The sequence below is a fragment of the Paenibacillus sp. F024 genome, assembly GCF_057814255.1.
In genome coordinates this window covers 69,437-93,157 of record NZ_JBVASZ010000013.1, presented here as the reverse complement: position 1 = coordinate 93,157, position 23,721 = coordinate 69,437, and the positions used below count along the sequence as shown (strand labels likewise).

The following is a 23,721-nucleotide window of genomic DNA, read 5'->3' as shown; positions in this document are numbered from 1 at the left end:
GCATCTCCGTTAGTGCGACTGTGATTTCGAACCGAACAGCCGATCCAAACCGTACACACGTTCCAATAAAATAATAAATACAAGACTTAATAAAATCACTACCGATGAAATGGACGCTACAAGCGGATCAAGCGTTTCCTGCATGTAGCTGAATATCGCCATCGGAAGCGTCGTCGTCGTCGGTGAGATCAGGAAGAGCGATACCGTTACATTGTCAAAGGATGTTAAGAAAGCAAAAATCGCTCCCGACAAGATCGCCGGCTTAATGATCGGCATCGTAATATCCCAAAAGACGTTGATCGGCTTCGCGCCCAAAATGTATGCGGCACGCTCCAGCGTATAATCAAAGGAGCTGAGCCCCGTCAGCACCAATCGCACGACATAGGGAATCGAAATTAAGATATGCGCCAACAGGAGACCGGTGAAGGTTCCCGCCAGTCCGATCCGTGTGAAAAAGAGCAGAGCCGCAATCCCGATGATCAGCGCCGGCACAGTAAGCGGGGACAGCAAAAGTCCGTTAATGATCCCTTTTCCTGGAAATTTGTACTTATGAAGGGCAAGACCGGCAATCGTTCCGATCAATGTTGAAAGCACCGCTGAAAGCGAAGCGAGCTGCAGACTGAACCAGAAGGATTCAACAAACTCGGGACGATCGAATATTCTTACGTACCAGTCGAAGGAAAAACCGACCGGAGGAAAAGAAAGATACTTTGCCGACGTTACTGAGGTCGGAATAATGATCAACAGCGGCGAGATGACAAATAATACAACAAAAAAGGTAATGACTCCCAGCGGAGTGATACGTTTGATCATGAGGAAAACACCTCTTTATACCGCTTTGTCTCCATAAGCCGGGTAAACAAAGTGACCAGGCCAATCGTCGATCCGAGCAGAAGGAATGCAAGTGCGGCACCAAGCGGCCAGTTCAACTGAGCCATAATTTTCTCGTAGGCAATGACCGGCAGCACCTTGACGGACGTTCCGCCCATCAGTGCCGGCGTAACGAATGCGCTCATCGACAGGCTGAACACGAGCGTCGTACCCGCCATGATGCCGGGCAGCGTAAGCGGGAGCGTCACCGTAAAGAAGGTGCGCAATTTGCTTGCGCCCAGAATACCTGCCGCTTTATACAGCGACTCGTCTATCTGGTACATGCTCGTGGCGATCGCCAGAATCATATAAACGATCAATGAATCGGTCAAGCCAATAACGACGCCAAGCTCGTTATACATCAGCTTAAGCGGCTGATCGATCCATCCCAGCTGCATTAACGTATTGTTAATCCAGCCCTTTTCCCCCAGGATAATCACCCAACCGAAGTTCCTGATAACAACGCTGATCAAGTGAGGCGAGATAATTAGGAACGTGATCAAACCGCGCATTTTACCCGAGCACTTCGCCATATACATGGCTACCGGATAGCCCAGAATGAGACAGGCCAGCACGGTTAACAAACCCATTTTGACCGTTCTCCACAAAATTTGCAGATAATAGGGATCCTGAACAAAGAGCACATAATTCTCGAAAGAAAAATGTCCGTCGCCGTCTTGAAGGCTGAGAATGAGAATATACAGCATCGGCAGCAGGAATACACCCGCCACAACGGCAAGGCTCGGGGCAAGGAGGAATGCGGCAGAACGTACGGAGGATAAAGCGCCTTTACCCATTAGCCCCATTCCCCTTTCCCGGAAATACGAACACATCCTCCGGCTTCCACTGTAATTTCACTTCATCGCCAGCCGTCCAAATGCGGTCCTGGCTGTCCGAAGGCATACGCACATTGATGACCGAGCTTCCGAGCAGGACTTCGCTTTCCGCATAGGAACCCAAAAACGATATTTGACCGATACGTCCCTGCGCTTCATTGCGGCTTTCCCCTTGCAGGCCTGCTCCGGTAGAGAAGGTTATCTTCTCCGGACGCACGTAGATCGATACCGCTTCCCCCGATTGAAAAGTCCGGCCTTTGAACGCCGCACGAAGCTGAAGGCCTTCATGGGTACGCAGCAGGATGCCATCCGTTTCTGAAGCGGATACTACGGTACCGCTCATCCGGTTCGATTTACCAATAAAGGTATGAACGAATTCTGAAGCCGGCATATTGTAGATATCCCACGGAGAGCCGATTTGCTCTACTTTGCCATGATCTAGTACAACAATCCGGTTCGACAGGTACATGGCTTCTTCCTGATCGTGCGTCACGAAAATCGTCGTTACGCCGATTTCCTGCTGCAGCCGCTTCAGCTCATCGCGAAGCTCCTCGCGGAGCTTCGCATCGAGGTTGCTGAGAGGTTCATCCAACAGCAGCAGGGAAGGCTCGGTCACCAACGCTCTGGCGATAGCAATCCGCTGGCGCTGACCGCCCGACAACTGCTTCGGGTAACGGTCCGATACATGCGGCAGCTTCACAAGCTCCAGCACCTTCTTCACGCGCTCCTGCATTTCCGGCTTCGGCGTTTTGCGCAGCTTAAGACCGTAGGCTACATTCTCAAATACCGTCATATGGGGAAATAAGGAGTACGTTTGAAACACCATGCCGAGCTCTCTTTTGTTGGAAGGAACGCCGTTCATTTTCTTTCCTTTGATGATCAGCTCGCCTTGGTCAGGCTCAAGAAAGCCTGCAATCATGTTAAGCGTAGTCGTCTTGCCGCATCCTGAAGGACCGAGGAAGGAGACGCATTCTCCTTGCTCGACCTGCAGGTTAAAGTTTTCTACAACGACATTGGAACCGAATTTTTTCTGGATGCCTTTCAATTCTACATCAATCGTTTTGGACACGGGGATCACCTATTTCCCTACCTTGGGTGCGATTTCTTTGTTGAAACGGTCAAGCCATTTTGGCGATTCGCTGCTAAGAACGGCATAATCGAACTTCACGGCTTTGCTCATATCTACTTTCAGCTTTTCGGAAATGTCTCCAGGAAGCTTCACATTCGTAGCCGGGTTATAATAAAGCTTTGTGGCATACGAGGTTTGCACTTCATCGGACAGCAGGAATTCAACGAACAGCTTGGCTGCGTTCGGGCTTTTCGCGCCTTTGACTACGGAAGCTACCGTCGGCACCAGGTTGGAGCCTTCCTTCGGAATGACGAATTGCAGGTCAAGTCCGGCGTCTTTCTGCACTAAGCTGCGGGCCATTGTCCATGCCGTATAAGCAGCGGTTTGGTTTTGCAGGTTCTGCTGCAATTGTGCTGCGTTTTTGGCAAATGTCGGCATATATCCCGCAATCGTTTCCAGCTTCTTAAAACCAGGCTCCATATCCTTCTCGGAACCGCCGTTGGCGTAAGACAGCATAATGAGCGCGGAACGGCCGAAGTTGCTGGAAATTTCGCTCAACGTAAGGTTGCCCTTCATTTCCGGTCTGGCCAGGTCGTTCCAGGATTCCGGAACCGGCAAGCCTTTGGATTGTACGAGGGCGGCATTATAGGAAATGCCCATTGGCGTAAAGTTGACGGCTACGCCGCTGTTCTCATTGACTTTAAGTTCAGGAGATACTTTGGTTATCGAAGGGACCTCTTTTTCGGTAATAGGCTCCCACAAGCCTTCGACGCGGCCTGCTTCCTGCTCGCCGGCTTCGATAACGGTTACATCAATCTGAGGAGAAGCCTTTTGCGCCTTAACCTTAGCCACGATTTCCGTTGCCACGCCTGCTACGTAAGTTAATTTTACATCAGGATACTTTTCATTGAACTTCTTGAACACTTCATCTTTCATCATTTGTTCAACAGTTGCCCCGTTACCTGCTACAACAAGCTGATTTTCCACAGCTGCGGCAGGATTATCCTGTCCTGTCGTTCCCGCTGCAGGTGCCGGAGCTTCCTTCGACGAAGAGCCGCATGCTGCCAGTACGGTTCCGCATAAAGTCAGAACTGCCAAAATCCCCACTTTTTTGTTCATTGATTTTCCTCCTTTGATGTGTTATCGTTCTCTATATGAGAACGACGTTTTCTATATGTAAAACATATTGTGATTTTAGCATGGAGCAGAAAGTTCTGCAATACTATTTTTTAAAAAAACCTTTTCCATGTAATATTACATAACATGATCTAGAAGGATATGGGAAGAAAACATCTTTTGTGATACACTTACTCTAATTTCATAGTGAATCCAGGCATATTAACTACGTAAGGAGCACATATACTATGGACAATCATTTATCATCGGTCAAAAACGGCGCGAAACTGCTGAAAATATTTTTGAATTCGCCCAAAGAGCTCGGTGTCAGCGAATTAAGCCGGAAGCTCGAGCTTTCCAAAGGAGCCGTACATAAGCTGCTAATGACGCTCGAAAGCGAGGGGTTCATCAAACAAAATCCTCTAAACAAACAGTACTCACTGGGATATACATTATTGGAGCTCGGGAACAAGGTGTTGAAAAACCATAATCTGGTTGATTTTTCCAAGCCATACCTGCATAGACTTTCCGAGAAGACCAAAGAGCTTGTCTGCCTGTGTATCATCGACGGCAGCGATGCCATTTATGTCGATAAAATCGATTCGCAGTATCCGATCCGCTTCAATGCGGAGGAATACCGCCGGTTTCCCTTATATGCCACTTCCGCAGCCAGAGCGATATTGGCTTTTCGTGATGAGGAATTTATTCAAGAGGTGCTGTCCGACGATTTAATCACGTTCACGCCGTATACCATTACCGATACGCAAAGGATGAAGGACCGGCTTGACGAAATCCGGAAGAACGGCTATGAAATCAGCTCCAATCTGCGTAACGTAGGGGCAACCGGAATTGCAGCTCCCATTTTCGACGCTTACGGTCATGTGCCCGCCTCTGTCAGCGTGATCGGACCATCCGACCGTATGACGCCTTATCAGGAGCAATGGACCCGGGAGCTGCTGCAGATTACGCGGGAAATATCCCATGAGCTGGGGTATCGGGAGGGCAGATAAACACGTAAGCGACTTCGCAGGATGGATATGTTTTCATATAAAAAGACTTGGCCGCTTTACAGGCCAAGTCTTCTTGGAAATGATCGATTTCATTTGTTTTTTTCGTCCAATAAAGAGGCGCCTGCGATGCCGGGATTGGTCATTTCATAGGGGTCGAGAATCAGATTCAGCTCTTCTTCCCTGAGCACATCGTACAGCAAGCACAGCTCCCTCACGGAACGTCCGGTCACAATAGCTTCGCGGGCGATGCGCGCTACCGTCTCGTAGCCCAGATGGGGATTGAGCGCAGTGATGATTCCCACACTTTTTTCCACGTACTCACCGCAGCGTTCCACATTGGCTTCGATGCCCTGCAGACAGTGCTTGTTAAACACCTGAAACACCTGATTCATCATGCTGAGCGATTGCAGCAAATTGAACACCAGGACCGGCTCCATCACATTAAGTTCAAGCTGTCCCGCTTCGGAAGCCAAGGAAATGGTATGGTCGTTGCCGATTACCTGAAACGCCACCTGATTGACAACCTCACACATGACCGGATTTACCTTTCCGGGCATAATGGAGGAGCCCGGCTGGCGGGGAGGCAGCATAATTTCACCGAGACCTGCACGCGGTCCCGACGCCATCAATCTTAAATCATTGGCGACTTTGGACATATTGATCATGCATACCTTCAGCGCCGAGGAAACCTCCGTGTAGGCATCCGTGTTTTGCGTAGCATCGACCAGATGCTCGGCGCTGACCAGCGGGAACCCGCTCTCTACCGCCAAGAGCTCCACTACGCGAACAATGTATCTCGGATCGGCGTTAAGTCCGGTTCCAACCGCCGTCGCCCCCATATTCACCTCGTACAGATGCCGCTGCGAATGTGCGATACGCTCAATATCCCGCGAGAGCACCCTTGCGTAGGCTTCGAATTCTTGTCCGAGACGGATCGGAACGCCATCCTGCAAATGCGTCCGCCCCATTTTGATCACTCCGTCGAAAGCTTTCGCCTTTTCGAGAAAAACGGCATGCAGCTCGCGCATGGTTGCAAGCAGCTTCTGTATGGATGAAAGGAGGGCGATATGAATGGCTGTCGGAAAAGCGTCGTTGGTCGATTGCGCCATATTGACGTGCGTATTCGGACTGACCGAAAAATATTCCCCTTTCGTTCCGCCCAAAAGCTCGATCGCCCGATTGGCAATCACTTCGTTGGCGTTCATGTTCAGCGAGGTGCCTGCTCCTCCTTGTATCGGGTCAACAATAAACTGATCGTGCCACTGTCCTTCAATAATTTCCTTTGCCGCTTGAACGATAGCCTGCCCGATGCGCGGATTCAGCTGCTTGATTTCCATATTAGCGGTGGCAGCCGCTTTCTTCACCAACCCTATCGCGCGGATCAAATCGGAATGAATTTTGTAGCCGGTGATCGGAAAATTTTCCACTGCCCTCAGCGTCTGAATGCCGTAGTAAGCTTGAGCCGGAACCTCTTTGGAGCCCAGAAAATCTTTTTCTACTCGCATCTGTGTCAAGATCGTATCCTCCTATCGTCGGAAAAGCATGAAAGCAGCTTGCTTGTTTCCCCGGCAAGATATGATAACAGCCTTTACTTATAATTATGCCCTCACCCTTGCTATCGCTAACCCGTCGTAGGCCGGCAGCAGCACACCCTCGAGTCGGGGATCCTGGGCCACCATCTCCGTAAACAGCCTCATCTTCGCAACCGCATTTCCCTTTGACTCCGGATTTATGGCTTTCCCGCGCATAAGTACATTGTCCCCGAGGATAACAGCCCCCGGATGAGCCAGCCTGATCGCCCACTCCAGGTAATTCGGGTAATTGCCTTTATCCGCGTCAATAAAAAAGAGGTTAAATCTTCTTCCTTCCTCCTCAAGTGCCTTCAGACTGTCCAGCGCTTCACCGACCCGGTATTCCACATTCTGTCCAAACCCCGCTTCGCTAAGATGCTTGTAAGCCAGATCCGCATATTCTTGCTTCAATTCCAGCGAGACAAGCTTACCGTCCTGCGGCAAACCGCGAGCCAGACAGATGCCGCTGTAACCCCCGAGCGCTCCGATTTCCAGCACCTCTTTTGCCCCTGCGATGCGCACAAGCATGGTCAATAACCGCCCGTAACCGGCAGCGATCGAAATTTCCGGCATGAGGTTGGCGCGGATGCTTTCTTTCACCCGCTCCAGCAGCTCATCCGTATCAAAAAGCTCATCAAGATACTGCTCCGCCGTTAATGGCGATGTCATGTTGTTTTCCATTCCTTCCCGATTCCGAGACATACGGCTGCAGCACTTAATCATTGCTGCTAATACGTTTGCCTCGTTGTATAATCACTGTCAATCGCCTATACTAATTAATTGTATGGCTTTTCCAAGCTTAGTTCAACCTGTTTATATTCGGGCTTTTCCCTTCATAACAGATACGGAGTGAATCAGTATGACATTACATTCGATTGAAATTATCGCCACCTCCCCTATGGGGCTTGAGGCCGTAGTGGCCAGAGAGGTTCGCGATCTAGGCTACGATCAAGTCACGGTTGAAAACGGTCGGGTGACGTTCGTCGGTGACTTTTTAGCCATATGCCGCGCCAACCTGTGGCTTCGTACGGCCGACCGCGTGCTCGTCAAGATGGGACAGTTTAAAGCCCGTACCTTTGACGAGCTGTTCGAGGGAGTAAAGGCTCTGCCTTGGCCGGATTGGATTCCCGAAGACGCGGAGTTCCCCGTCGAAGGAAGATCGCACAAGTCACAGCTGTCCAGCGTGCCCGCATGCCAAGGCATTGTCAAGAAAGCTGTTGTGGAAAGCATGAAGCTGCGATACGGCACGGAGTGGTTCCCCGAAACCGGCGGACGCTTCGTCATTGAGATGTCGCTTCTTAACGACACTGCTACGTTAACCCTGGACACCACCGGACCCGGTCTTCACAAGCGCGGCTACCGCAAGCTGGTAACGGAGGCCCCGCTGAAAGAAACCATGGCGGCGGCCATGGTACTGCTGAGCCGCTGGCAAGTCGAACGCCCGCTTTATGATCCGTTCTGCGGCTCGGGTACGATTCCGATCGAAGCCGCGATGATCGGATGGAATTTGGCTCCCGGCTTACGACGCAGCTTCAACGCTGAAGAGTGGCCGCTCGTTCCTCATGAATTATGGAATCAAGCCCGGGAAGAAGCTTATGATTTGGTAAAGGATGACATCCCTCTCCAGATTACAGGCTCCGATATCGATCCGAAAGCCATTGATGTCGCATTGGCTGCGGCGAAATCGGCCGGTCTGGCAAAGGAACTGACCCTGCAGGTGAGCCCGGTTGCCAAGGCCATGCCGCGGGGAGACTACGGCTGTATCATCACGAATCCGCCTTACGGCGAGCGCCTGGGCGACCACAGTGAAGCTGAACGGGCCATCCGACAATTTAGCCATGTATACGAGCAGCTGCCTACATGGTCTGCCTTTATCCTAAGTCCAAACAAGCAGCTTGAGCATCACATGGGGCGCAAAGCCGACAAGAAGCGCAAGCTGTTCAACGGCCGAATCGAATGCAATCTATACCAATATTTCGCCCCCGGCGGTCTATACGGCTGGCGCAGCAACAAGACAGAGTCTCCTCCCGATGCTTAAGATGGGCGGTCCGCTCTTTCGATCATCCTCTCCTGATTTTACTATTTCCATGTTGAGGTAATGGCAGTCTCAAAACCGGACAAACCAAAGAACCGCTTTAATGGCATTACGCCATTAAAGCGGTTCTTTTTGCGCTATGTATGGGTATTTCAGTTTGGCCGTCAGGCCTGACGAACCGTAGTCCCCCTGCAGCTCAAATAATCGAACAGCGGCATGAAAACGTCATTTTCCGCTTCACATCTAACAGACAGCTTGACCTCACCGCGCCAGTAAAAATTAATGATTTGATGGCTGCGCCCCTTCACCATTTCGACGTCCCACCATGGCGCAGACAGTTCATAGACCTCACGGTTGATGAACAATTTGGGGCCCTCGTTTGACAAAAACACGCCTACGAAATCATCCCCCACTTTCGTGTAAAAGCCTTTTCTTGATACGATGCTTCGATTCTGACCCTGCATCAGTTTCACTCCTTTTTCAAAAACAAAGAAATTCTCCATCTACGGGCACAAGAGTCTGCAAGTCTATGCGTCGCTCCGCACCTTCGATAACTGGCTGGCTTTGCGCCGGAACCTGCACTTTAGCCCCTATAGCTTTGCGTGCCCAGGCTTTCGCCTGGTTTGCCTTTATCGAGTACGCTCGAAAAATGTCTTTTTATGAAAGTTTATTTTCTTAAGAATAAAAGATAAGACCTAAGGAATACATAATTCCAATTTCCCAATTTCAACAAATCTATTGAGCCTTTGGAACTATTTTCAATGATTAACCTTCTATTTACACTAAAATCGCCCCTTCAGAATACGATTTTAGATGCTTGACACCTAAAAAAATGAATAAAATAGAAAAAAGCGGATTTTGAAGCCCTTATGGAATCCGCTGCAATCTGCGGTCCTATAAGCGTCTCTTCATCCGCTTTAATGTCACTTCACATATTTACTAGCCTTCTCGATCGCTTCGTCCTCCGTCTTGCCGGTAACATATCTGCCGTTGATGAAGATGAAGGCAAAGCGGGAGCATGGACCGCAGTAAGATTTGCATCCTACCTTGATTTCCGCGTCGGGGGCCAGCTTCTGCAATTTGGGCAGCGCCGTTTTGATTCTCATATGCTTGCATTTGTCACAAATTCGTATATCGTTGGCCATACGGGTGTTTCCTTTCTATTGCAGCTTACCTATACGGAACCCGACTAAAGCATTAGTGGTCGCCGTGGTTGCCTTTGCCCGGATTGGTCACCGAGAAGCCTTCCTCAGGCACATAGAAATAATCGATGCGAATCCCGTCCAAAAACGGATCATCCTTCTGAAGAATAACGTCGATGCCTTTGTCGGTCGAGACGACGACATCGTTCTCCGTAGGCTTGTCTAATTTCATACCGTAATGGGCATGATCACCGTGCGCATGCGTCACGAATACGCGAAGCTTCAATTCCTTGTCTTCTTCTTTTTCTATTTCGGCCAAAAGCACTTTGGCGGCATTACGCGAAATTTTGCAATTCATGACTTCCATCTCCCAGCGCTATCGTTTTCACCTTATTGTATAGAAACTCGGGAGCGAAAGCAACTTTTATTGCAATACGATGATCGTACGGCTGCATCCGACTGTAGACTTACACCCCATTCATATCCGTCCTCGTTCCCCATCCCCGGTACCCTCCGTTGTGTTGCTATTGTGTGACTTGTTATATAAAACGGAAAGTAGTGAATAATTTTAGATATTATGACAATGGAAATATTAACTTACCCTAAGGTAACGCGCTTCAGGTATCATACACCCAGCGCTTCGGTGAGCTGCAGCGCAAAATCAAATCCGTCAGCCCCAAATCGTTAACGGACACGCTGCGTCACCTGGAGGACAACGGCGTGCTGAAACGGACAGCCTACCCGACGGTCCCCTTTACCGTGGAATACAAGCTTACGCCTAAAGGCCAGGATTTGCACCGGATGTTAAAAGAAATGAAGCTCTGGGCGGCCGGATGGTGTACGCCAGCCGCAGAGGAATGATAAACCCGAGGTGACCGAATGATTCATTTTTACCGCAAATATTACAAAACCATCTTCGACATTGCTCTCCTGATTGTCACGGTGTATTTGTTCATGTACATCTTCAGTCTCTTATACCGGATTGCAACGCCGATCTTCTTTGCGTTTCTCATTTACATGATTATCGAGCCGCTCGCTAAATTCCTGCACCGCAGAGGGCTCAAGAAATCGATCGCTTCCGGCATCTCGACCATTTTATTTATTTTGGTCATTCTTGGGGCGATTACCGGACTCGGCGCTATTTTTACAACGCAGATCTTACAGCTTAAAGACAAGTTCCCCGAGTACACGGCCGTCATGGAAAGGGAAATCATACAGCGGTCCGAAGCTCTACAGGACTATTTGGGTCCGTTGCCAACGCAGGATCTGATTGAGCAGGCCAAAGAGTATTCCGCAGTCATCACCAGTAAAATCACCCAATTTGTGACCGGCTTTATTACGGGAACGTTTACGGCATTGACCTCCGTCTCCACCTTCTTGATTAATTTTGCCATCGGGATCATTCTGGCTTATTTCTTGAGCATCGAGATCGAGTCATGGAAGCGGACGGCGGAAGAGAAAACGCCAAAAACGTTTAAAAAAGCGTTCCACTTTCTGCGCGAAAATGTATTGAAAGGCATCGTCACCTACATCAAAGCACAGGCTAAGCTGATTACCCTTACCTTTATCGTCGTTTTCATTTCGCTGCTCTTATTGGGAGTGAAGAACGCTTTCTCCATCGCGCTGCTATCCGCGTTATTCGACGTGCTTCCGCTTTTGGGCGTATCCACACTCTTCATCCCGTGGATCATCTACCTGTTCATCGTTGGACAAACGACGCTGGCGATCTGGTTGTCTGTGCTGCTTGCCGTGGTCATTACAACCAGACAAATCCTTGAGCCCAAAATCACCGGCGATTCGCTAGGCGTATCCGCCTTTACCATGCTCGCGTTCATCATCATCTCACTTTCGCTCTTTGGTGTCGCAGGGTTGATTTTATCGCCGATACTGATCATTCTGATTAAGGCGCTGTATGAACAGGGATACTTGAAAAGATGGATTCGCATGCCTGCCGAAGAATATGAACAAGAAACCGGGGCCATCCGTTAGGCCCAAGCTACAACAGAGCTGCCCGCCCGGGCAGCTCTTGCCATTCATGCACCGTATTTACGCTCAGCCCGATCGGTAAACCAGTTCATCAGCAGCATCATGACGGCAACATCGTCAATAGGCAGCGCCGGCAGCGCATCAGGCATAATCCAATACACCAGTGCCGGGACGGCGAACAGCAGCTTCTCACGGACAGGAATTCTCGAAGAGCGCAGCAGCGGCACAATCCGGCGAAACACATGCGCCCATCGCCTTATCGATAATAAACGTCTCCACATGATGCTATCTCCTCCCTTGTGCTGCTCTTCAAACTCCTTATTCCCATTATACACCATTTGCATAGCAGCTTGCTGCATGGCGCACAGTATAACAAAGAAGCAAGCGAACGGCCGTTATGGCAGCGTCAGCTTGCCCCTTATCAAAAATACGCTTTTGCTATTTATGCTTTTTGCCTTGAACCGACGCCAGCCCCTCCAGCATGAGAGGAGTGAGATCGTAATAAATTTCCTCGAACTGCGAAAGAGGCAGCGGGTTAACACCGAAACCGGCTTCCACGGTGAATCCGGGTCGCCGATACTCTTGTATAAACCAATCTTTATACCCCGCATCGCTGTCCTGCAGCTTAACCGCTTCATATCCGCTCACTTCGGCCCAACGGCAAGCTATCGCTTCCGATTCCCGGGGCTCCAGCTCCCGGTAATTCCAATAGATTTCTTTTCCCTGTGTGTGAAACGCTGCCACAAGCTGAAAATCACGGCTTTTCGTGAATTCCGCCATTGCCGCCGCTTCCGGTTCGGTGAGCGGAGCAATTCCGGTATAATCCCTTGGACCCGGCCCGGGGACACTGCGGCGGTCGCGTTCGATCTCCCAGTTCGCCGGGAACTGATCATTAAGATCCACTCCGCGAATGTTCGCCTTCCAGCCCGAGAAATCCAGCGACCTGCCGTTCCATTCGACCAGCCGCTCATAATAGGGGTTTTCCATGGAAAGGCCGTTCAATACAAGCTCCACCCCGTCCGGATTGACCATAGGCACGATCCAAAGCGACGTTTGTTCGAACAGCGGCTTTACGTCACGTGCTCTAAGCGGTGAATCGTTCACATAAGCCGAAGCGTAATCCTCGGTGAATTTCATTAAAAGCAGGCTCGTAATCCATTCATTGGCGTGAAACGAGCCGTTATAATGCACTTCTACCGGCCCCGTTCCGATACGGACGGCGGGAATGCTCTTCCCGAGTACGCTCCTGCCGATCGAATAAACCATCAGGAACGGATACTTTTGCTCCAAGAGCATTAAATCCCTTATCATGTCCCGATAATCGTAAGGTTTGGCCGAATTCAAAGCTTCCGATGTCCTGACAGGTGGAACAGCAATGGTTTGTCCGGTACAAAAACGATGCGCATTCTTGCCCGTGCTTGCCATAATCAGATCTGTCCAGTTTACTTTGTTCCTTACGGCCATGTGCAACAATGGTTCTCCATACCGTAATATAGCAGGGAATATCATGGTGCAGCTCCCCTTCCAAGCATTAATCATCGAACCACGAATAAAGGCTCGATTGTCTAGCTAATGCTTATGACGGAAAATTAGACAATATTCGGAACCTGCCAAACCACAGGCGTTACTTTGATTTGCTCGTTCAGCCATGCTTGCGCGATCTTCTTGAACAATACCGGATCTCCGCTGCAGAAAAACTGATGGACGGGTACGGCGCCCGAAGTGACCAGCATCCCTTTATGATACAAGATTGTACTGATTTCCCGTGCCGTTTCGTCCGCAGAGCTGATCAGGGCAACCTCAGGTCCCATAACCGAAGAGATCATGTCGGAAAGAAAAGGATAATGCGTACAGCCCAGGATCAAGCAGTCCATCGGCTTCTGACGCAGCTCGTGCAACGTCTCCTCTACAACCCGCCGCGTCTGCTCGGCATGGAACAAGCCCTGCTCCACCAGCGGCACGAATGATGGACAAGCTTGACTGACCACCTGAATTTGCGGCGAGATTTGGCGTAGAGCGTTCTCGTAAGCACGGCTTTTGATGGTGCCTTCGGTTCCGATGACGCCGATCCTCTGACTTCTGCTCGTTTTGATCGCTGCACGAGCCCCCGGATGAACTACACCGACGACGGGGATCGATAGTCTGCTGCGAATCTCTTCAAGAGCCACGGCCGTTGCGGTATTACAGGCTATGACAATCATTTTGGGATGAAATTGAAGTAAATAGTCAACAATCTGGTGGGTAAATCCCAACACCTCTTCGGCCGGCCGCGGGCCGTATGGTGTACGGGCCGTATCGCCGAAATAGATGATCTTTTCTTGCGGCAGTTGACGCATGACCTCCTTGACTACGGTCAATCCCCCTACCCCTGAATCCAGTATGGCTATCGCTTGCTGCACGTGATTTCGCTTCCTTTATGTTGGTGTGTTAAACCGAATAATGTACTTTTCAGTTTATGAATTGCGGGAACAATTGGTACCAAGCGCTACCGTATACGCGCAAGCATTATTTTATCTTAACAGACCCCTTGACTAATGAAAACCCGCAGCCGGTTCGCAGATCCAGTGCTTGTCTTTATCGCGGCGGCTCAATATCGTTCAAAAGGGCAAATTCGTATCCTGCTTTTCGCACCGCTTTAATGATTCGGTCAAGAGCAAGGATATTTTCTGGCGAGCCTTGATGCATCAAGATGATGTTTCCGTCATGCAGATTGTTCATAATGTCGTTATACGGATCTTCCGCTCCGTTCTTGCGCGGCTCCCAATCTCTCATCGCCGTAGACCAAAACACGGAGGTATAGCCCATATCGGATACCATTTGTAATAGGTGCATGTTATATCTTCCGTAAGGGAACCGGAAATACGGTTGAATTTCCTTGCCCGTTACTTCTTTATAAAGCTTTTCGTAATCGTCAACCTCTTTGCGTACCTGTTCATCCGTTTGGTTGTTCATATCCGTATGCGTCATGGTGTGATTGGCGACCAAATGCCCATCGTTCACCAGCGTTCGGATGAAATCCGGATTTTTCTTCACGTTGTATCCGGCAATAAAAAAATTCGCCTTCACATCGTTATCCCTCAATGATTTGACCAGCAGGTCTATATCCCCGAGCGGGCCTCCGGTATCGATGGTCAAGTATACCTTCTTACCCGTTCCTACCCATAATGCCTTCATATTCTTCGTATATTTTTTTGTATCTCCAGGAAAATCCGGCACCTGACCTTTCGGCTTCTTCATGTAATACCACGAAAGCGCCTTTCGATCTCCGGGTAAGGCAGGCATAGCCGCGGACTCCTTCGGTTTTACCTGATCCTTTACAACAGGTCCTGCCGGGTTTCTCGGTCCCGTTGATGCTGCAGACGCCTTGCCGCCGCCGTAAACCGTGTTTGTCACCGGGGAACCTGCATCCATGGGCGGTGCTGCGGGCTCGGTTGGGGACGGCGCGGTCGTCCCCAAGCTCGTCGGATCGGCAGTCGCTGCCGGAGGCTTGTCCGGTACCCCTTCGGAAACGGGAGGCTTTGGCATCTCGGCCGTCGGTTCCCCGTTGCAGGCTGCCGCCAGCCCGCAAAAGACGGCGATAATAAACCAGCTCATTCCTTTTCTAATCATCTCAGTTCTCCTTCGCCCGTTGGTATAATCACCTTGCCCATGCTGCGGCGGCTTTTTATTTGCGCTCTGCGGCCCACATCAAAATGTGCAGGACCGTAATGATCACGAATGCGGTTAATGCCAGGAAAGGAATCGTGATAAATCCGAAATAATTCACATAGTCAACGTCGCATGGAATCGGACCGCAGGCTTGTGCAGCGTTTTTAAACCAGGCTGTTTTTTGCATCAAATAATGGTAAAGCGAGATGCCCGCCCCCCAAATCGACATTGGAAGGACATAGATGTACATATGCCGTTCCTTACGAACAGCAGCTATACCCAGAATAATGACGAGCGGATACATCAAAATTCGCTGATACCAGCAAAGCTTACATGGTATGTATTGCAGGATTTCCGAAAAATACAAGCTGCCCAGGGTCGCGGTCAATGCCACAAACCAGGAAAAATGCAGCCCGTTCTCGCGGATCGTGTTCTTCCAATTCATAAACCCATTCTCTCCTCTCTGCTAATCCCATCATATCAGAACCGGAGAAGGTGTTCCATTCTGCCGATAGCCTGTAATTCAGTGACAATAATCCCTTATCCAAAAGCAAACGGGCTTTCGCCCATTAAGGCACAGCCCGCTGATTTTAATGCTTCTTTTCATACTGAAAAGCTATATTCCACTGCCTTGCCGTTTGACTCCACCATTGTCTCCCACTGCTCCGGCGGAATGAGATCGACTACCGCCTTAATACCGATCCTGTCAAAATCGAGCCGCGGCACTTCCTCAAGCTTCAGCCGCTCTGTAATCATCCGATTCAGCACACCGGGAAAACGGCTCTCCATCAGCTGCAGGCGAAACAATCCCGTCTCAAAATCTTTGCGCGACGCATTGACGGAGCCTAACACACATTTATTTTCCAGCACAAGCTCCTGATTGATCATATCCGAGGAAATACGGATGCTCCGGTTTCCGGGCGTTACGCCCAGCAAGGCCAGCAAGCCGTTGGGACCGAGCGCGGTCATCGCATCGAAAGCAAGCGGACTGTACCCCGTGCATTCAAAGATAAGATCCGCCCGCTTGCCGCTGGACTTCAGGAATGCGTTCAGAGGCGGCAAAGATCCGCTGCCCGCTTCGGTTTTGGTCGCGTCCTCCGCCTGCTTGTACAACGCTCCGCAAGCCCGCACGAGCTCCGCGCCGGGAGAAGCTTCCGGAGACTTGGACCATACCACCGTGTCCAGCCCCAAACAGCGGCAGGTGAGCGCGGCCAGCAAGCCGAGAGGTCCGGAGCCCAGCACGACTGCGGTCTTCGGCTGCCATACGAGGCGCTGCTGAACGCGCTGAACCTCATCCCACACCTTCTCGACGATGCTCTGCGGCTCCGCCAGCATCCCGAAAGGCAACGCCTCCAGGGGCACTTTCACCAGATAGCGGGCGTCTTCCACATAATACTCCGATAAAAAACCGTCAGCGCCCTTGATCCCCCGCTCCACATACTGCCCGCTTTCGCAAAAATCCTGCCGTCCGTTGCGGCAGCTTACGCAATCCGGTTCGGTGCAGGGCCTTCGGACCAGGGCACAGACGGCATCGCCCGCACGGAAGCCTGTAGCCGGATCGGCTTCCATAACAACGCCCAGCGATTCGTGTCCGATCGTTAGAGCGTTCTGTCCTGCCGGAGGCACGCCGTATTTTTCGCTTATGATTTCCCGGTCGGTACCGTCAAGCCCAACGCAAAGCACGCGCACAAGTACGTCCGACGGTGTATTTCTGCGAGCCAGTTCTACCTCTCCAAGCTCCAGCTTTAGTTGTCCCTCCTGCCGTCCGCCGTCTGGAGCCAACCCGGTTACGCGTACGGCCTTCATCCCCGCTCACCTGCCTTCAACAGCTGCAAATCGCTTTGATCCGCACGGCTTTTGGCTTTGTGCCGGAACCTCTTCAGCTTCGATAAATACTCCTGTACCACTTTAACGAATGTGGCATGCGACCAGGTGAGCGGCGATACCGACAGCGGTTCGCCCGTAAAAGGATGAACCTGCTCCGCCAGCACGCCCGACGGCAGCGCATGACGGATCGTCCACTTCAGCAAATCGGCCGCTTCCTTCAGCTCAGGTTCTGTTTTGGCCGTCGCAATAACATATTCCGCATACCACAGCGTGCAAATAAACCATGGGTTACCGGGTACTTTTGCGATATCCTGGGTGACCTGATGATAATAGTCGTTCGAATAACGGGCAAGGCCGCCTATCTCCGTTTGCACCCACAGCCTCTCCCGAATGGCCTTCATCGTCGATGCGACCCGGGCATCTTCCGGAGCGAACAGACCAAAATCAAACATGGCGTACATACTTGCATCCAAGGTCAGGTCCTGCTCGTACCTTTGTTTCTCGTCATTCCAATAGAGCGAGCGGATGAATCGCTGTTCCGGCTCGTAGAAAAACTGCTGCTCCACCGCTTTTTTCATTCGTTCCGCTTTGTCCCGGTAATGCAAGGCCCTCAGCTTGTCATCAAAATAATCCGCAAACCCTGCGGCCGCCAATAAACCGGCATAAACGCTCGCCACAGTGAACAAATGCACGCCGTAACGCTCTTCCCATAAATCGTGGGAAGGCAGCGGCAGGCCCGAGGCATCCGTATATTTCACCATAAACTCGGCCGCCGGCATAATCAGCTTCTCGTAATCGTCGCGGGCTTCGTCTATCGTTCGGGCCAGGCGATGATGATGCCACAGCGTATACAGCACAAGGGCGGTTTCATCCTCTTGGATTGGAAGCTGCTTTTCCCCGCGCGCATTTACCCAAGGATGCCAGCTGGAGCCGACAGATCCGTCAGGATTATATTTATGCATCAAATATCCTTCTTCTGAGAGACCCTGTTTACAAAATTGAAAAAACCTCTTCGTCAGCGCATGATATCCTGAACGGTCCAGCGCATGCGTAATGAGCGCCCCATCTCTAGGCCACATGTATGAATACGTGTCTCTTGCAAATTTCATAATATCCGAATCGTTCGCCGCAATAATGGCTCCTCGGTTATCCGTATTAGATCTAATGATCAGCAGGCTTCTTTTGTAGAAAGACGCTATTTCGTCTTCCAACAGCTTCAAATCATGGTTGTCTTGCGACAGCCATTCCAGCCAATAATGATATGTGCGCTCCAGTAACGCATGAGGCGTTGCGGAGCGAACCGATTTTTCCAGCTTCGCCATTTCACGATAATCGCGGCCGAAGCATATCCAAAACCACACATCCTTGGTTCCTTTGGCCGGGAGATGGACCTCAAGCTCAATCGTGCCATCCACCGAGCCCTGTGCAATCGGATGACGTCCGAGCTGCCCGTCCTCGGCATCCCGCCAAGTGCCTTCCAGCCGATGCATCTCCTTCTGCCCGATCGCATACGATGTGGGAGAAGATTCTATTTGTCCTGTTTCTTGGCAAGAAAGCGACATGTACCGGTGTCCCTTATAAAATACAAGAGAGCGGAGCTCCGGATCAAAATACACCGTATCGCCTATATTATTTCCATATAAATGTAAGTCAAGATGGAAATACAGCCTTACCGTACGTTCTCGGTCGCGGTGATTATCTATCTGAACCTTACGCAAAAAGATATTATCCTGCATATCCACGCCATCGCGAAGCATCAATTTTAGCCCCAGACGATCGTGTACGCACGAAACGTTCGTTACCATCGAATCATTGAAGTAACCGGCCTGCTTTTTAAGCTCCGGATGATCGATCCAAAAGAATCCTTCCTCCGTCCATACACCAAAGTGCGATAAATGATCCAGCGCCTGATTCTCTTGACCTACATAAGGGTAATAAATATCACGCAAATTGTAGTTGATATCGAAATTCATCAATACATTCCCATTACCAATCGGCAAATCACGGGCCATGATCTATCCTCCTCTTCCGCGTATTTTCCTAATTTCCCCTAGCGTGGAAGTGTTTTATGCATGATAGAACCAAAAACCGATTTCATTATATGGGAATATGTGGTATAATTTGACTGCCTGCAAGCTTTTTACAATGATCCGCTACAAACCAAAAAAGACCGGCCCTCAGGCCAGTCGTTAAATATCTGTTCATCTATTATTTTCTTTTTCTTCCGTGTTTCACAAGAGTCATTCTGCGCGTATGCCTTAACCATGAATAATACGCTTTCAGGTCGCGAAGCTGGATGTCTTGGGAAACGCGTCCAAGAAACGTCACTACAATCATTTTGTGTAAAGGGTTGCCGGCAATGTCGATCTCGTCTTTCATCTCAACAAACTCTGAAACCATAACCAGATCTTCATCAATGAGATATACATCCTTCTCATTGGAATAATAGGGTTGTACTCCGCCGTTCTTCAATTTGTCCCACAAAAAGCTGCAAATATGCTCAATTCCGCCTTCTTCGCCTTCCACACGCTCAGACCACCGGCTTAGCGCGTGACTGGTAATCACGATGTCGGCGATTTTATACCCGTTAAACGAAACATAGAAGGGTTCATAGGTGCTCCAACGACTCATTACTTTGTCTCTCAATATCATTCTCCCCCCTTATGCTGCAAAAAGGTTATTACCTTTAATGTAGTATTCATATTACAGCTCGTCAAGGGGTACATCATCTGTTTAATACAATTTTAATAAAACTATTCCTTTTCCCGGGATTGTCCATTACAATAGTACTAGAAAGGAGTGAACAGGATGGGACAACCTATTCCTGAATTTGGAAAGTTTCTGGAAGGTCTTCGAGGCTCCATGTCTTTAAGAGAAGCGGCTAAAAAGAGCGGCCTTTCTCATGCTTATATCAGAGACCTGGAACTGGAACGAAACCGTTCAACCAACGACAAAATCACCCCTTCACCCGATACGCTGAAGAAGCTTTCGGCTGCATACGGTTATCCTTATACGGAATTGATGATTAAAGCGGGGCATCTGTTAAGCAGTGATGTCGTTTCGCAATCCAACGGCAACCGGTTAGACATGGAGCTGGAGCATGTTTATTTTATCGAAATCGGAATGAAGGACATCACTTATCATACAGAAGGCGCGAATATTGTCCATAATATCGATTCGCTGCTGGATTTCAGCACGTTTTTAGACGAGCTGGAAGAGCACAGCTTCAAGAAGATGGATACCGATCTGTACGTTAATCTAAATCATATCCGCAAATATGACGAACGCAAGGGTCTGCTGTTTTTTGATGAAGACGGCCTTGGCAACAGCGTTACCATCTCAGCGATCCGTCAGAAAAAATATCACGACATGATTGCCCGCAAAGTGGCGGTCAACACCCAAAAAAGCCTGGAATTCACTTTCGGCAAAAGCGGAAACGCCTCGTCTTTTTCCGCAGCCAACAAACAGATCTAACCAAAACGGCGCTAGCAGCAAGGGGCTGACATATGATGAGAGACATTATGAGAAATATTTCGTCTCCCCTTCCTTGTATTTTTAATCTTCATACAACCGCCGCCTATTGGCCCGTCTGCGCAATTATGTGCTGCGGGCCTGTTTTTCCTTTTTATATAGGGTCTAACAGCCAAAATCTTAGCTGTTTGGAGAACTTTCATTCCGATAAAATATCCTAGTGTATGTCTAGGGAAAGTTGGTATATTATGAGCGTAGTATATTTAATTCCCTTATTTTTTCTATGCTGGTTTTCCATGTTTGTGTTAGCCTTGGCGGTGTTTAGGCAGCGGCTTAAAGTATACTGGAAAAAGATTGCTGTCAGTACCATGGTGCTGACGCTTATTTCTGTTGTTGTCCAAACGACCCATTCGATTGTAGGCTTAATTTTACAGCCTCTTTTTGTTCTCTTGTGTTTTTATAGCATTTTCAGACTTCGGTTTTTATACGCTTTGATCGTTAGTGTTGTTGTCTATTTGGTAGAAACCACAACGGAAATGGGATTTTTTTGGATGATCAGCCGGATTACTTCGGAAAATTTTTATGTATTGGCGCAGGAAAGCGTAACGCTTCCGGCCGTATTTTTAATTTTGCTTAACCTGTCCGTGAGCTTGTTCCTTAAAAAATTCAGACTCGGCTTCTCATTTCTGCCCTTTCATATCAAAGGCAAGGAACACATTCAGCCGCGCTTTCGAAAAATGATGCTTTTTATTATGAGTATTGGCCTGATGGTCATCGTCCTGACCGTATATTCCATATTCTACTGGCAAGCCGAGGCTGCAATCATACAGCTGTTTTCGGTGCTCTTGCTAATCGGGATCCTGCGTTTTTTTTATGTAAAGGAATTATCGGATGAATAGAATTGGCGGGGGGGCTTCCCGTTATGATTTCAAGCTCAGGATCAGCAGTGAAATGAAGTTGATGACAAGATGAGCTCCGATCGTTGGAATGACCGACTGGGTTTTTTTATAGAAATAACAAAAGATCAGTCCGGTTAAAAAGTACCCGATAAATCGGTTCAAACTAAAATGTCCAAAGGCATAAATAAAAGATGAAATACCCGCCGCCGCCCAGAAAGGAAGAAACTTATTTAAATACCCGAAAATAATCTTCCTGTACACCAGCTCTTCGGCAATAGGCGCGACAATAATCGCATAAAATGGCATCAAAATATACGTCTGGATCAATTGATCGGATAGTCCTTCGGATGAACCGAATACAATCGTTGAAGCGGCTTGAGCGTATATCGCATATTGCAAGCTTTTGAAAAAAGCTTCTTTGGATCGGCTGCCCTTCAGCGATTCATTCCAATCGACCAGCTGCAATTCTTTTCTCATACAATAATAAATGAGTACAATGGCTATGAACGGCACAATAGCAACATAATATTTGTTATCGAAAATGGCTGCTCCTGTAGGCCGCGGACCGATAAGCAGCAAATAAATCAGCACAACGAAAATCTCATTTTTTTTCATAGTCTTTTGTACCCCGATCCTATGTGTAATCGTTGATTTATTATTTTATACCAGTATTATTCAAAAAAAGGAAAAATTCAAATTCACCGCAGGATTCGACACGATTCGCTTGTCACCCTACCTAAAGTATATTAAACTAAACTTCAGTAAATTTTATAAAACAAAATGTAATATTATTCGACATGAGACTAATTAACTATATACCAAGTGCTATTTACCCTATAAAATAGAGAGCAAGGGAGCTATACGAATGAGCTTTGCAGTAAAAGTGTTTCTTTCATCGATCGAACTAAGTACCATGATTGTACTTTCTTTAACGATGTTTCGTTTTCAGTTTTTTTACTATTTACATAAGATCTACGTTACCGCGTTAATGATGTCCTTGATTACATTTTATTTCAGAGATATCGCAGAATTAGGCAGTCTTGCCGTCTTATCCGCTCTTTCTGTGGAAATCATATTAATCATGATCATATACAGAATTCCTTTTTTCTACTCTCTTCTTGTCTGTGTGACCGGATTTATTGCCGGAGTCATTATAGAATCCGCCGTGATGCTTTCCGGTATTGCTTTGGGGTGGTTTGACCAAGTACAAATTCAACGTTCCGTTGCGGTGCTTGGTTCAATCCAATTGAGTACCGCATTCATTATCGGTCTGATCATCTATCTGCTGCAAAGAAGAAAAATAGGATTCCTGTTTAAAACCAAGTACCTGACATCCCGAACTGCACTTAAGGGATATAATTTTGTCTTGTCCGCTTTCTTAATTGTGAGTTTGGTATTGGCTCAAAATGAATTGATGTCTTTCTATAATAACTCTCTGAGTATAGTAAGCTCTACTTTTATTGCCTTGATCTTTTTGATTGGTATATATGTGGCTTATATCCACAATAAAAAAATCATTAGAGAAACTTATGAGAGGCCTGTGAAAGATGAACTTGATCGATCGCTCCGCATCGAGCATAGCAAAAGCAATCCGAAATAATTATGCTGAAGCCGCTTCAGAGAAGGTGCTGTTCTATTCTCTCAGCTTATTGATCAACACATCACTGGCTATTGTTTCAACTTTAATCATCTGCACATTTACGGGCCGCTTACAGGAGGCCGTTATAACGATATTTTCTTTTTTATTCCTTAGATACCTCAGTGGCGGCGCTCATCTAAAATCCTCACTGGGGTGTTGCCTTTTTTCCTTAACGGTTTTGACCTCCTTGGCCCATGCTGAATATTCGTACTTTACTGCCGGTTTGATTCTGAATATACTTAGCTTCATTATATTTATGCTCAAAGCACCGGAGGGGTTAGAAAATATAAGCCGAATTGCCCCCAAAAACTACCTGTATTTAAAAATCATATGTTTAGCGTTCATAGGCAGTAATTTCTTCCTCCAATCCTCCCTGTTATCTGCCGTCTTTTTTGTACAAGCCGTTACTTTAACCCAATTGGGATACTTCCTGTTTAGATTATTGGAGAGGAGGTGGCACATTGAAACAGAAAATGGCAAAAGTAGCTAATGGCATCGCTTTAGTTCTTGCTTCATTCTTTGTTTTCACCAACACCATCATCGCAAACCGTCCCGAGACCCCACAAGAGCTTTTGAAAAAATAAGATTCGTACTTAAGGGCT

At 48.6% G+C, this 23,721-nt stretch carries 26 protein-coding genes, 1 pseudogene and 1 riboswitch; of the genes and pseudogenes, 9 read left to right on the top strand and 18 right to left on the bottom strand.

From position 1 onward, the window contains the following. Positions 1–9 precede the first annotated feature (9 nt). Genes ACZYR9_RS15175 through ACZYR9_RS15160 form a run of 4 tightly spaced genes read right to left on the bottom strand, consistent with a single transcriptional unit; the run spans position 10 to position 3,894 of the window. Positions 10–813 carry an ABC transporter permease gene (locus ACZYR9_RS15175; protein WP_488979328.1) on the bottom strand — a complete coding sequence of 268 codons (804 nt, stop codon included), beginning with the start codon at positions 811–813 and terminating at the stop codon, positions 10–12. Then, on the bottom strand, positions 810–1,667 hold the full coding sequence (locus ACZYR9_RS15170; protein ID WP_488979327.1) for an ABC transporter permease: 858 nt from the start codon (positions 1,665–1,667) through the stop codon (positions 810–812). Before ACZYR9_RS15170 ends, ACZYR9_RS15175 begins: the two co-directional genes overlap by 4 nt. Continuing rightward, entirely contained in the window at positions 1,660–2,775 is a 1,116-nt protein-coding gene (locus tag ACZYR9_RS15165; protein WP_488979326.1) for an ABC transporter ATP-binding protein, read from the bottom strand. The genes ACZYR9_RS15170 and ACZYR9_RS15165 overlap by 8 nt, the downstream gene beginning before the upstream one ends. A gap of 9 nt (positions 2,776–2,784) precedes the next feature. Continuing rightward, positions 2,785–3,894, bottom strand: a complete 1,110-nt coding sequence (locus tag ACZYR9_RS15160) for an extracellular solute-binding protein (protein WP_488979325.1) — start codon at positions 3,892–3,894, stop codon at positions 2,785–2,787. Between the two features lie 245 nt (positions 3,895–4,139). Here ACZYR9_RS15160 and ACZYR9_RS15155 point away from each other — a divergent pair, with 245 nt between their 5' ends. Further along, positions 4,140–4,901, top strand: coding sequence for an IclR family transcriptional regulator (locus tag ACZYR9_RS15155; protein ID WP_488979324.1), 762 nt, complete (start codon positions 4,140–4,142; stop codon positions 4,899–4,901). An 89-nt stretch (positions 4,902–4,990) separates the two neighbouring features. Here the strand turns inward: ACZYR9_RS15155 and aspA are convergent, their stop codons facing one another. Further along, on the bottom strand, positions 4,991–6,406 hold the full coding sequence (gene aspA / locus ACZYR9_RS15150) for an aspartate ammonia-lyase (protein ID WP_488979374.1): 1,416 nt from the start codon (positions 6,404–6,406) through the stop codon (positions 4,991–4,993). A gap of 93 nt (positions 6,407–6,499) precedes the next feature. Then, positions 6,500–7,141: an O-methyltransferase gene (locus ACZYR9_RS15145; protein WP_488979323.1), complete on the bottom strand. Its 642-nt coding sequence runs from the start codon at positions 7,139–7,141 to the stop codon at positions 6,500–6,502. A 190-nt stretch (positions 7,142–7,331) separates the two neighbouring features. On the opposite strand from ACZYR9_RS15145, the gene ACZYR9_RS15140 reads away from it, so the two are divergent. Next, positions 7,332–8,510, top strand: a complete 1,179-nt coding sequence (locus ACZYR9_RS15140; protein ID WP_488979322.1) for a THUMP domain-containing class I SAM-dependent RNA methyltransferase — start codon at positions 7,332–7,334, stop codon at positions 8,508–8,510. Positions 8,511–8,671: 161 nt separating this feature from the next. On the opposite strand, the gene ACZYR9_RS15135 is transcribed toward ACZYR9_RS15140, so the two are convergent. The 3 genes from ACZYR9_RS15135 to ACZYR9_RS15125 all read right to left on the bottom strand — a co-directional run bounded on the left by ACZYR9_RS15135 (position 8,672) and on the right by ACZYR9_RS15125 (position 10,007). Further along, positions 8,672–8,971 (bottom strand): hypothetical protein, encoded by a 300-nt coding sequence (locus ACZYR9_RS15135; protein WP_488979321.1) that lies wholly within the window; start codon positions 8,969–8,971, stop codon positions 8,672–8,674. Between the two features lie 82 nt (positions 8,972–9,053). Next, a riboswitch (cyclic di-GMP riboswitch) is annotated at positions 9,054–9,145 on the bottom strand. A 285-nt stretch (positions 9,146–9,430) separates the two neighbouring features. After that, positions 9,431–9,652 (bottom strand): YuzB family protein, encoded by a 222-nt coding sequence (locus ACZYR9_RS15130; protein ID WP_488979320.1) that lies wholly within the window; start codon positions 9,650–9,652, stop codon positions 9,431–9,433. A gap of 52 nt (positions 9,653–9,704) precedes the next feature. Next, positions 9,705–10,007, bottom strand: a complete 303-nt coding sequence (locus tag ACZYR9_RS15125; RefSeq protein ID WP_488979319.1) for an iron-sulfur cluster assembly accessory protein — start codon at positions 10,005–10,007, stop codon at positions 9,705–9,707. Between the two features lie 272 nt (positions 10,008–10,279). Here ACZYR9_RS15125 and ACZYR9_RS15120 point away from each other — a divergent pair. Both ACZYR9_RS15120 and ytvI read left to right on the top strand, forming a co-directional pair. After that, a pseudogene (locus tag ACZYR9_RS15120) lies at positions 10,280–10,510 on the top strand (winged helix-turn-helix transcriptional regulator); the annotation flags it as partial. 18 nt (positions 10,511–10,528) lie between these two features. After that, positions 10,529–11,638 (top strand): sporulation integral membrane protein YtvI, encoded by a 1,110-nt coding sequence (gene ytvI, locus ACZYR9_RS15115; protein WP_488979318.1) that lies wholly within the window; start codon positions 10,529–10,531, stop codon positions 11,636–11,638. Positions 11,639–11,682: 44 nt separating this feature from the next. Here ytvI and ACZYR9_RS15110 read toward each other — a convergent pair whose 3' ends face one another. The 8 genes from ACZYR9_RS15110 to ACZYR9_RS15075 all read right to left on the bottom strand — a co-directional run bounded on the left by ACZYR9_RS15110 (position 11,683) and on the right by ACZYR9_RS15075 (position 19,756). Next, positions 11,683–11,916: a hypothetical protein gene (locus ACZYR9_RS15110; RefSeq protein ID WP_488979317.1), complete on the bottom strand. Its 234-nt coding sequence runs from the start codon at positions 11,914–11,916 to the stop codon at positions 11,683–11,685. A 157-nt stretch (positions 11,917–12,073) separates the two neighbouring features. Continuing rightward, positions 12,074–13,099, bottom strand: coding sequence for a M14 family metallopeptidase (locus tag ACZYR9_RS15105; RefSeq protein WP_488979316.1), 1,026 nt, complete (start codon positions 13,097–13,099; stop codon positions 12,074–12,076). Between the two features lie 125 nt (positions 13,100–13,224). Then, complete coding sequence (gene racE / locus ACZYR9_RS15100) at positions 13,225–14,034, bottom strand: glutamate racemase (protein ID WP_488979315.1); 810 nt, start codon at positions 14,032–14,034, stop codon at positions 13,225–13,227. Between the two features lie 175 nt (positions 14,035–14,209). Further along, complete coding sequence (locus ACZYR9_RS15095; RefSeq protein WP_488979314.1) at positions 14,210–15,244, bottom strand: delta-lactam-biosynthetic de-N-acetylase; 1,035 nt, start codon at positions 15,242–15,244, stop codon at positions 14,210–14,212. 55 nt (positions 15,245–15,299) lie between these two features. Continuing rightward, the gene (locus ACZYR9_RS15090; protein WP_488979313.1) at positions 15,300–15,728 is read right to left on the bottom strand and encodes a disulfide oxidoreductase; all 429 of its coding nucleotides are present in this window, start codon (positions 15,726–15,728) and stop codon (positions 15,300–15,302) included. Between the two features lie 158 nt (positions 15,729–15,886). Next, positions 15,887–17,089, bottom strand: a complete 1,203-nt coding sequence (locus ACZYR9_RS15085) for a glucose 1-dehydrogenase (protein ID WP_488979312.1) — start codon at positions 17,087–17,089, stop codon at positions 15,887–15,889. Continuing rightward, positions 17,086–19,122 (bottom strand): glycoside hydrolase family 15 protein, encoded by a 2,037-nt coding sequence (locus ACZYR9_RS15080; RefSeq protein ID WP_488979311.1) that lies wholly within the window; start codon positions 19,120–19,122, stop codon positions 17,086–17,088. The genes ACZYR9_RS15085 and ACZYR9_RS15080 overlap by 4 nt, the downstream gene beginning before the upstream one ends. 196 nt (positions 19,123–19,318) lie before the next feature. Then, positions 19,319–19,756, bottom strand: a complete 438-nt coding sequence (locus tag ACZYR9_RS15075; RefSeq protein ID WP_488979310.1) for a hypothetical protein — start codon at positions 19,754–19,756, stop codon at positions 19,319–19,321. A 162-nt stretch (positions 19,757–19,918) separates the two neighbouring features. Here ACZYR9_RS15075 and ACZYR9_RS15070 point away from each other — a divergent pair, with 162 nt between their 5' ends. Next, positions 19,919–20,584, top strand: coding sequence for a helix-turn-helix domain-containing protein (locus ACZYR9_RS15070; protein WP_488979309.1), 666 nt, complete (start codon positions 19,919–19,921; stop codon positions 20,582–20,584). Positions 20,585–20,829: 245 nt separating this feature from the next. Next, a complete protein-coding gene (locus tag ACZYR9_RS15065; protein WP_488979308.1) occupies positions 20,830–21,480 on the top strand; it encodes a hypothetical protein in 651 nt (216 codons plus the stop codon). A 21-nt stretch (positions 21,481–21,501) separates the two neighbouring features. Here the strand turns inward: ACZYR9_RS15065 and ACZYR9_RS15060 are convergent, their stop codons facing one another. Then, positions 21,502–22,095, bottom strand: a complete 594-nt coding sequence (locus tag ACZYR9_RS15060; RefSeq protein ID WP_488979307.1) for a CPBP family intramembrane glutamic endopeptidase — start codon at positions 22,093–22,095, stop codon at positions 21,502–21,504. Between the two features lie 250 nt (positions 22,096–22,345). Between ACZYR9_RS15060 and ACZYR9_RS15055 the strand changes: the two genes are divergently transcribed. From ACZYR9_RS15055 to ACZYR9_RS15045, 3 genes are read left to right on the top strand one after another with little or no spacing between them, the layout of a single operon-like run. Continuing rightward, positions 22,346–23,080: a hypothetical protein gene (locus tag ACZYR9_RS15055; RefSeq protein WP_488979306.1), complete on the top strand. Its 735-nt coding sequence runs from the start codon at positions 22,346–22,348 to the stop codon at positions 23,078–23,080. After that, complete coding sequence (locus ACZYR9_RS15050) at positions 23,028–23,609, top strand: accessory gene regulator ArgB-like protein (protein WP_488979305.1); 582 nt, start codon at positions 23,028–23,030, stop codon at positions 23,607–23,609. The genes ACZYR9_RS15055 and ACZYR9_RS15050 overlap by 53 nt, the downstream gene beginning before the upstream one ends. Continuing rightward, on the top strand, positions 23,581–23,703 hold the full coding sequence (locus tag ACZYR9_RS15045; protein WP_488979304.1) for a cyclic lactone autoinducer peptide: 123 nt from the start codon (positions 23,581–23,583) through the stop codon (positions 23,701–23,703). Before ACZYR9_RS15050 ends, ACZYR9_RS15045 begins: the two co-directional genes overlap by 29 nt. Positions 23,704–23,721 lie beyond the last annotated feature (18 nt).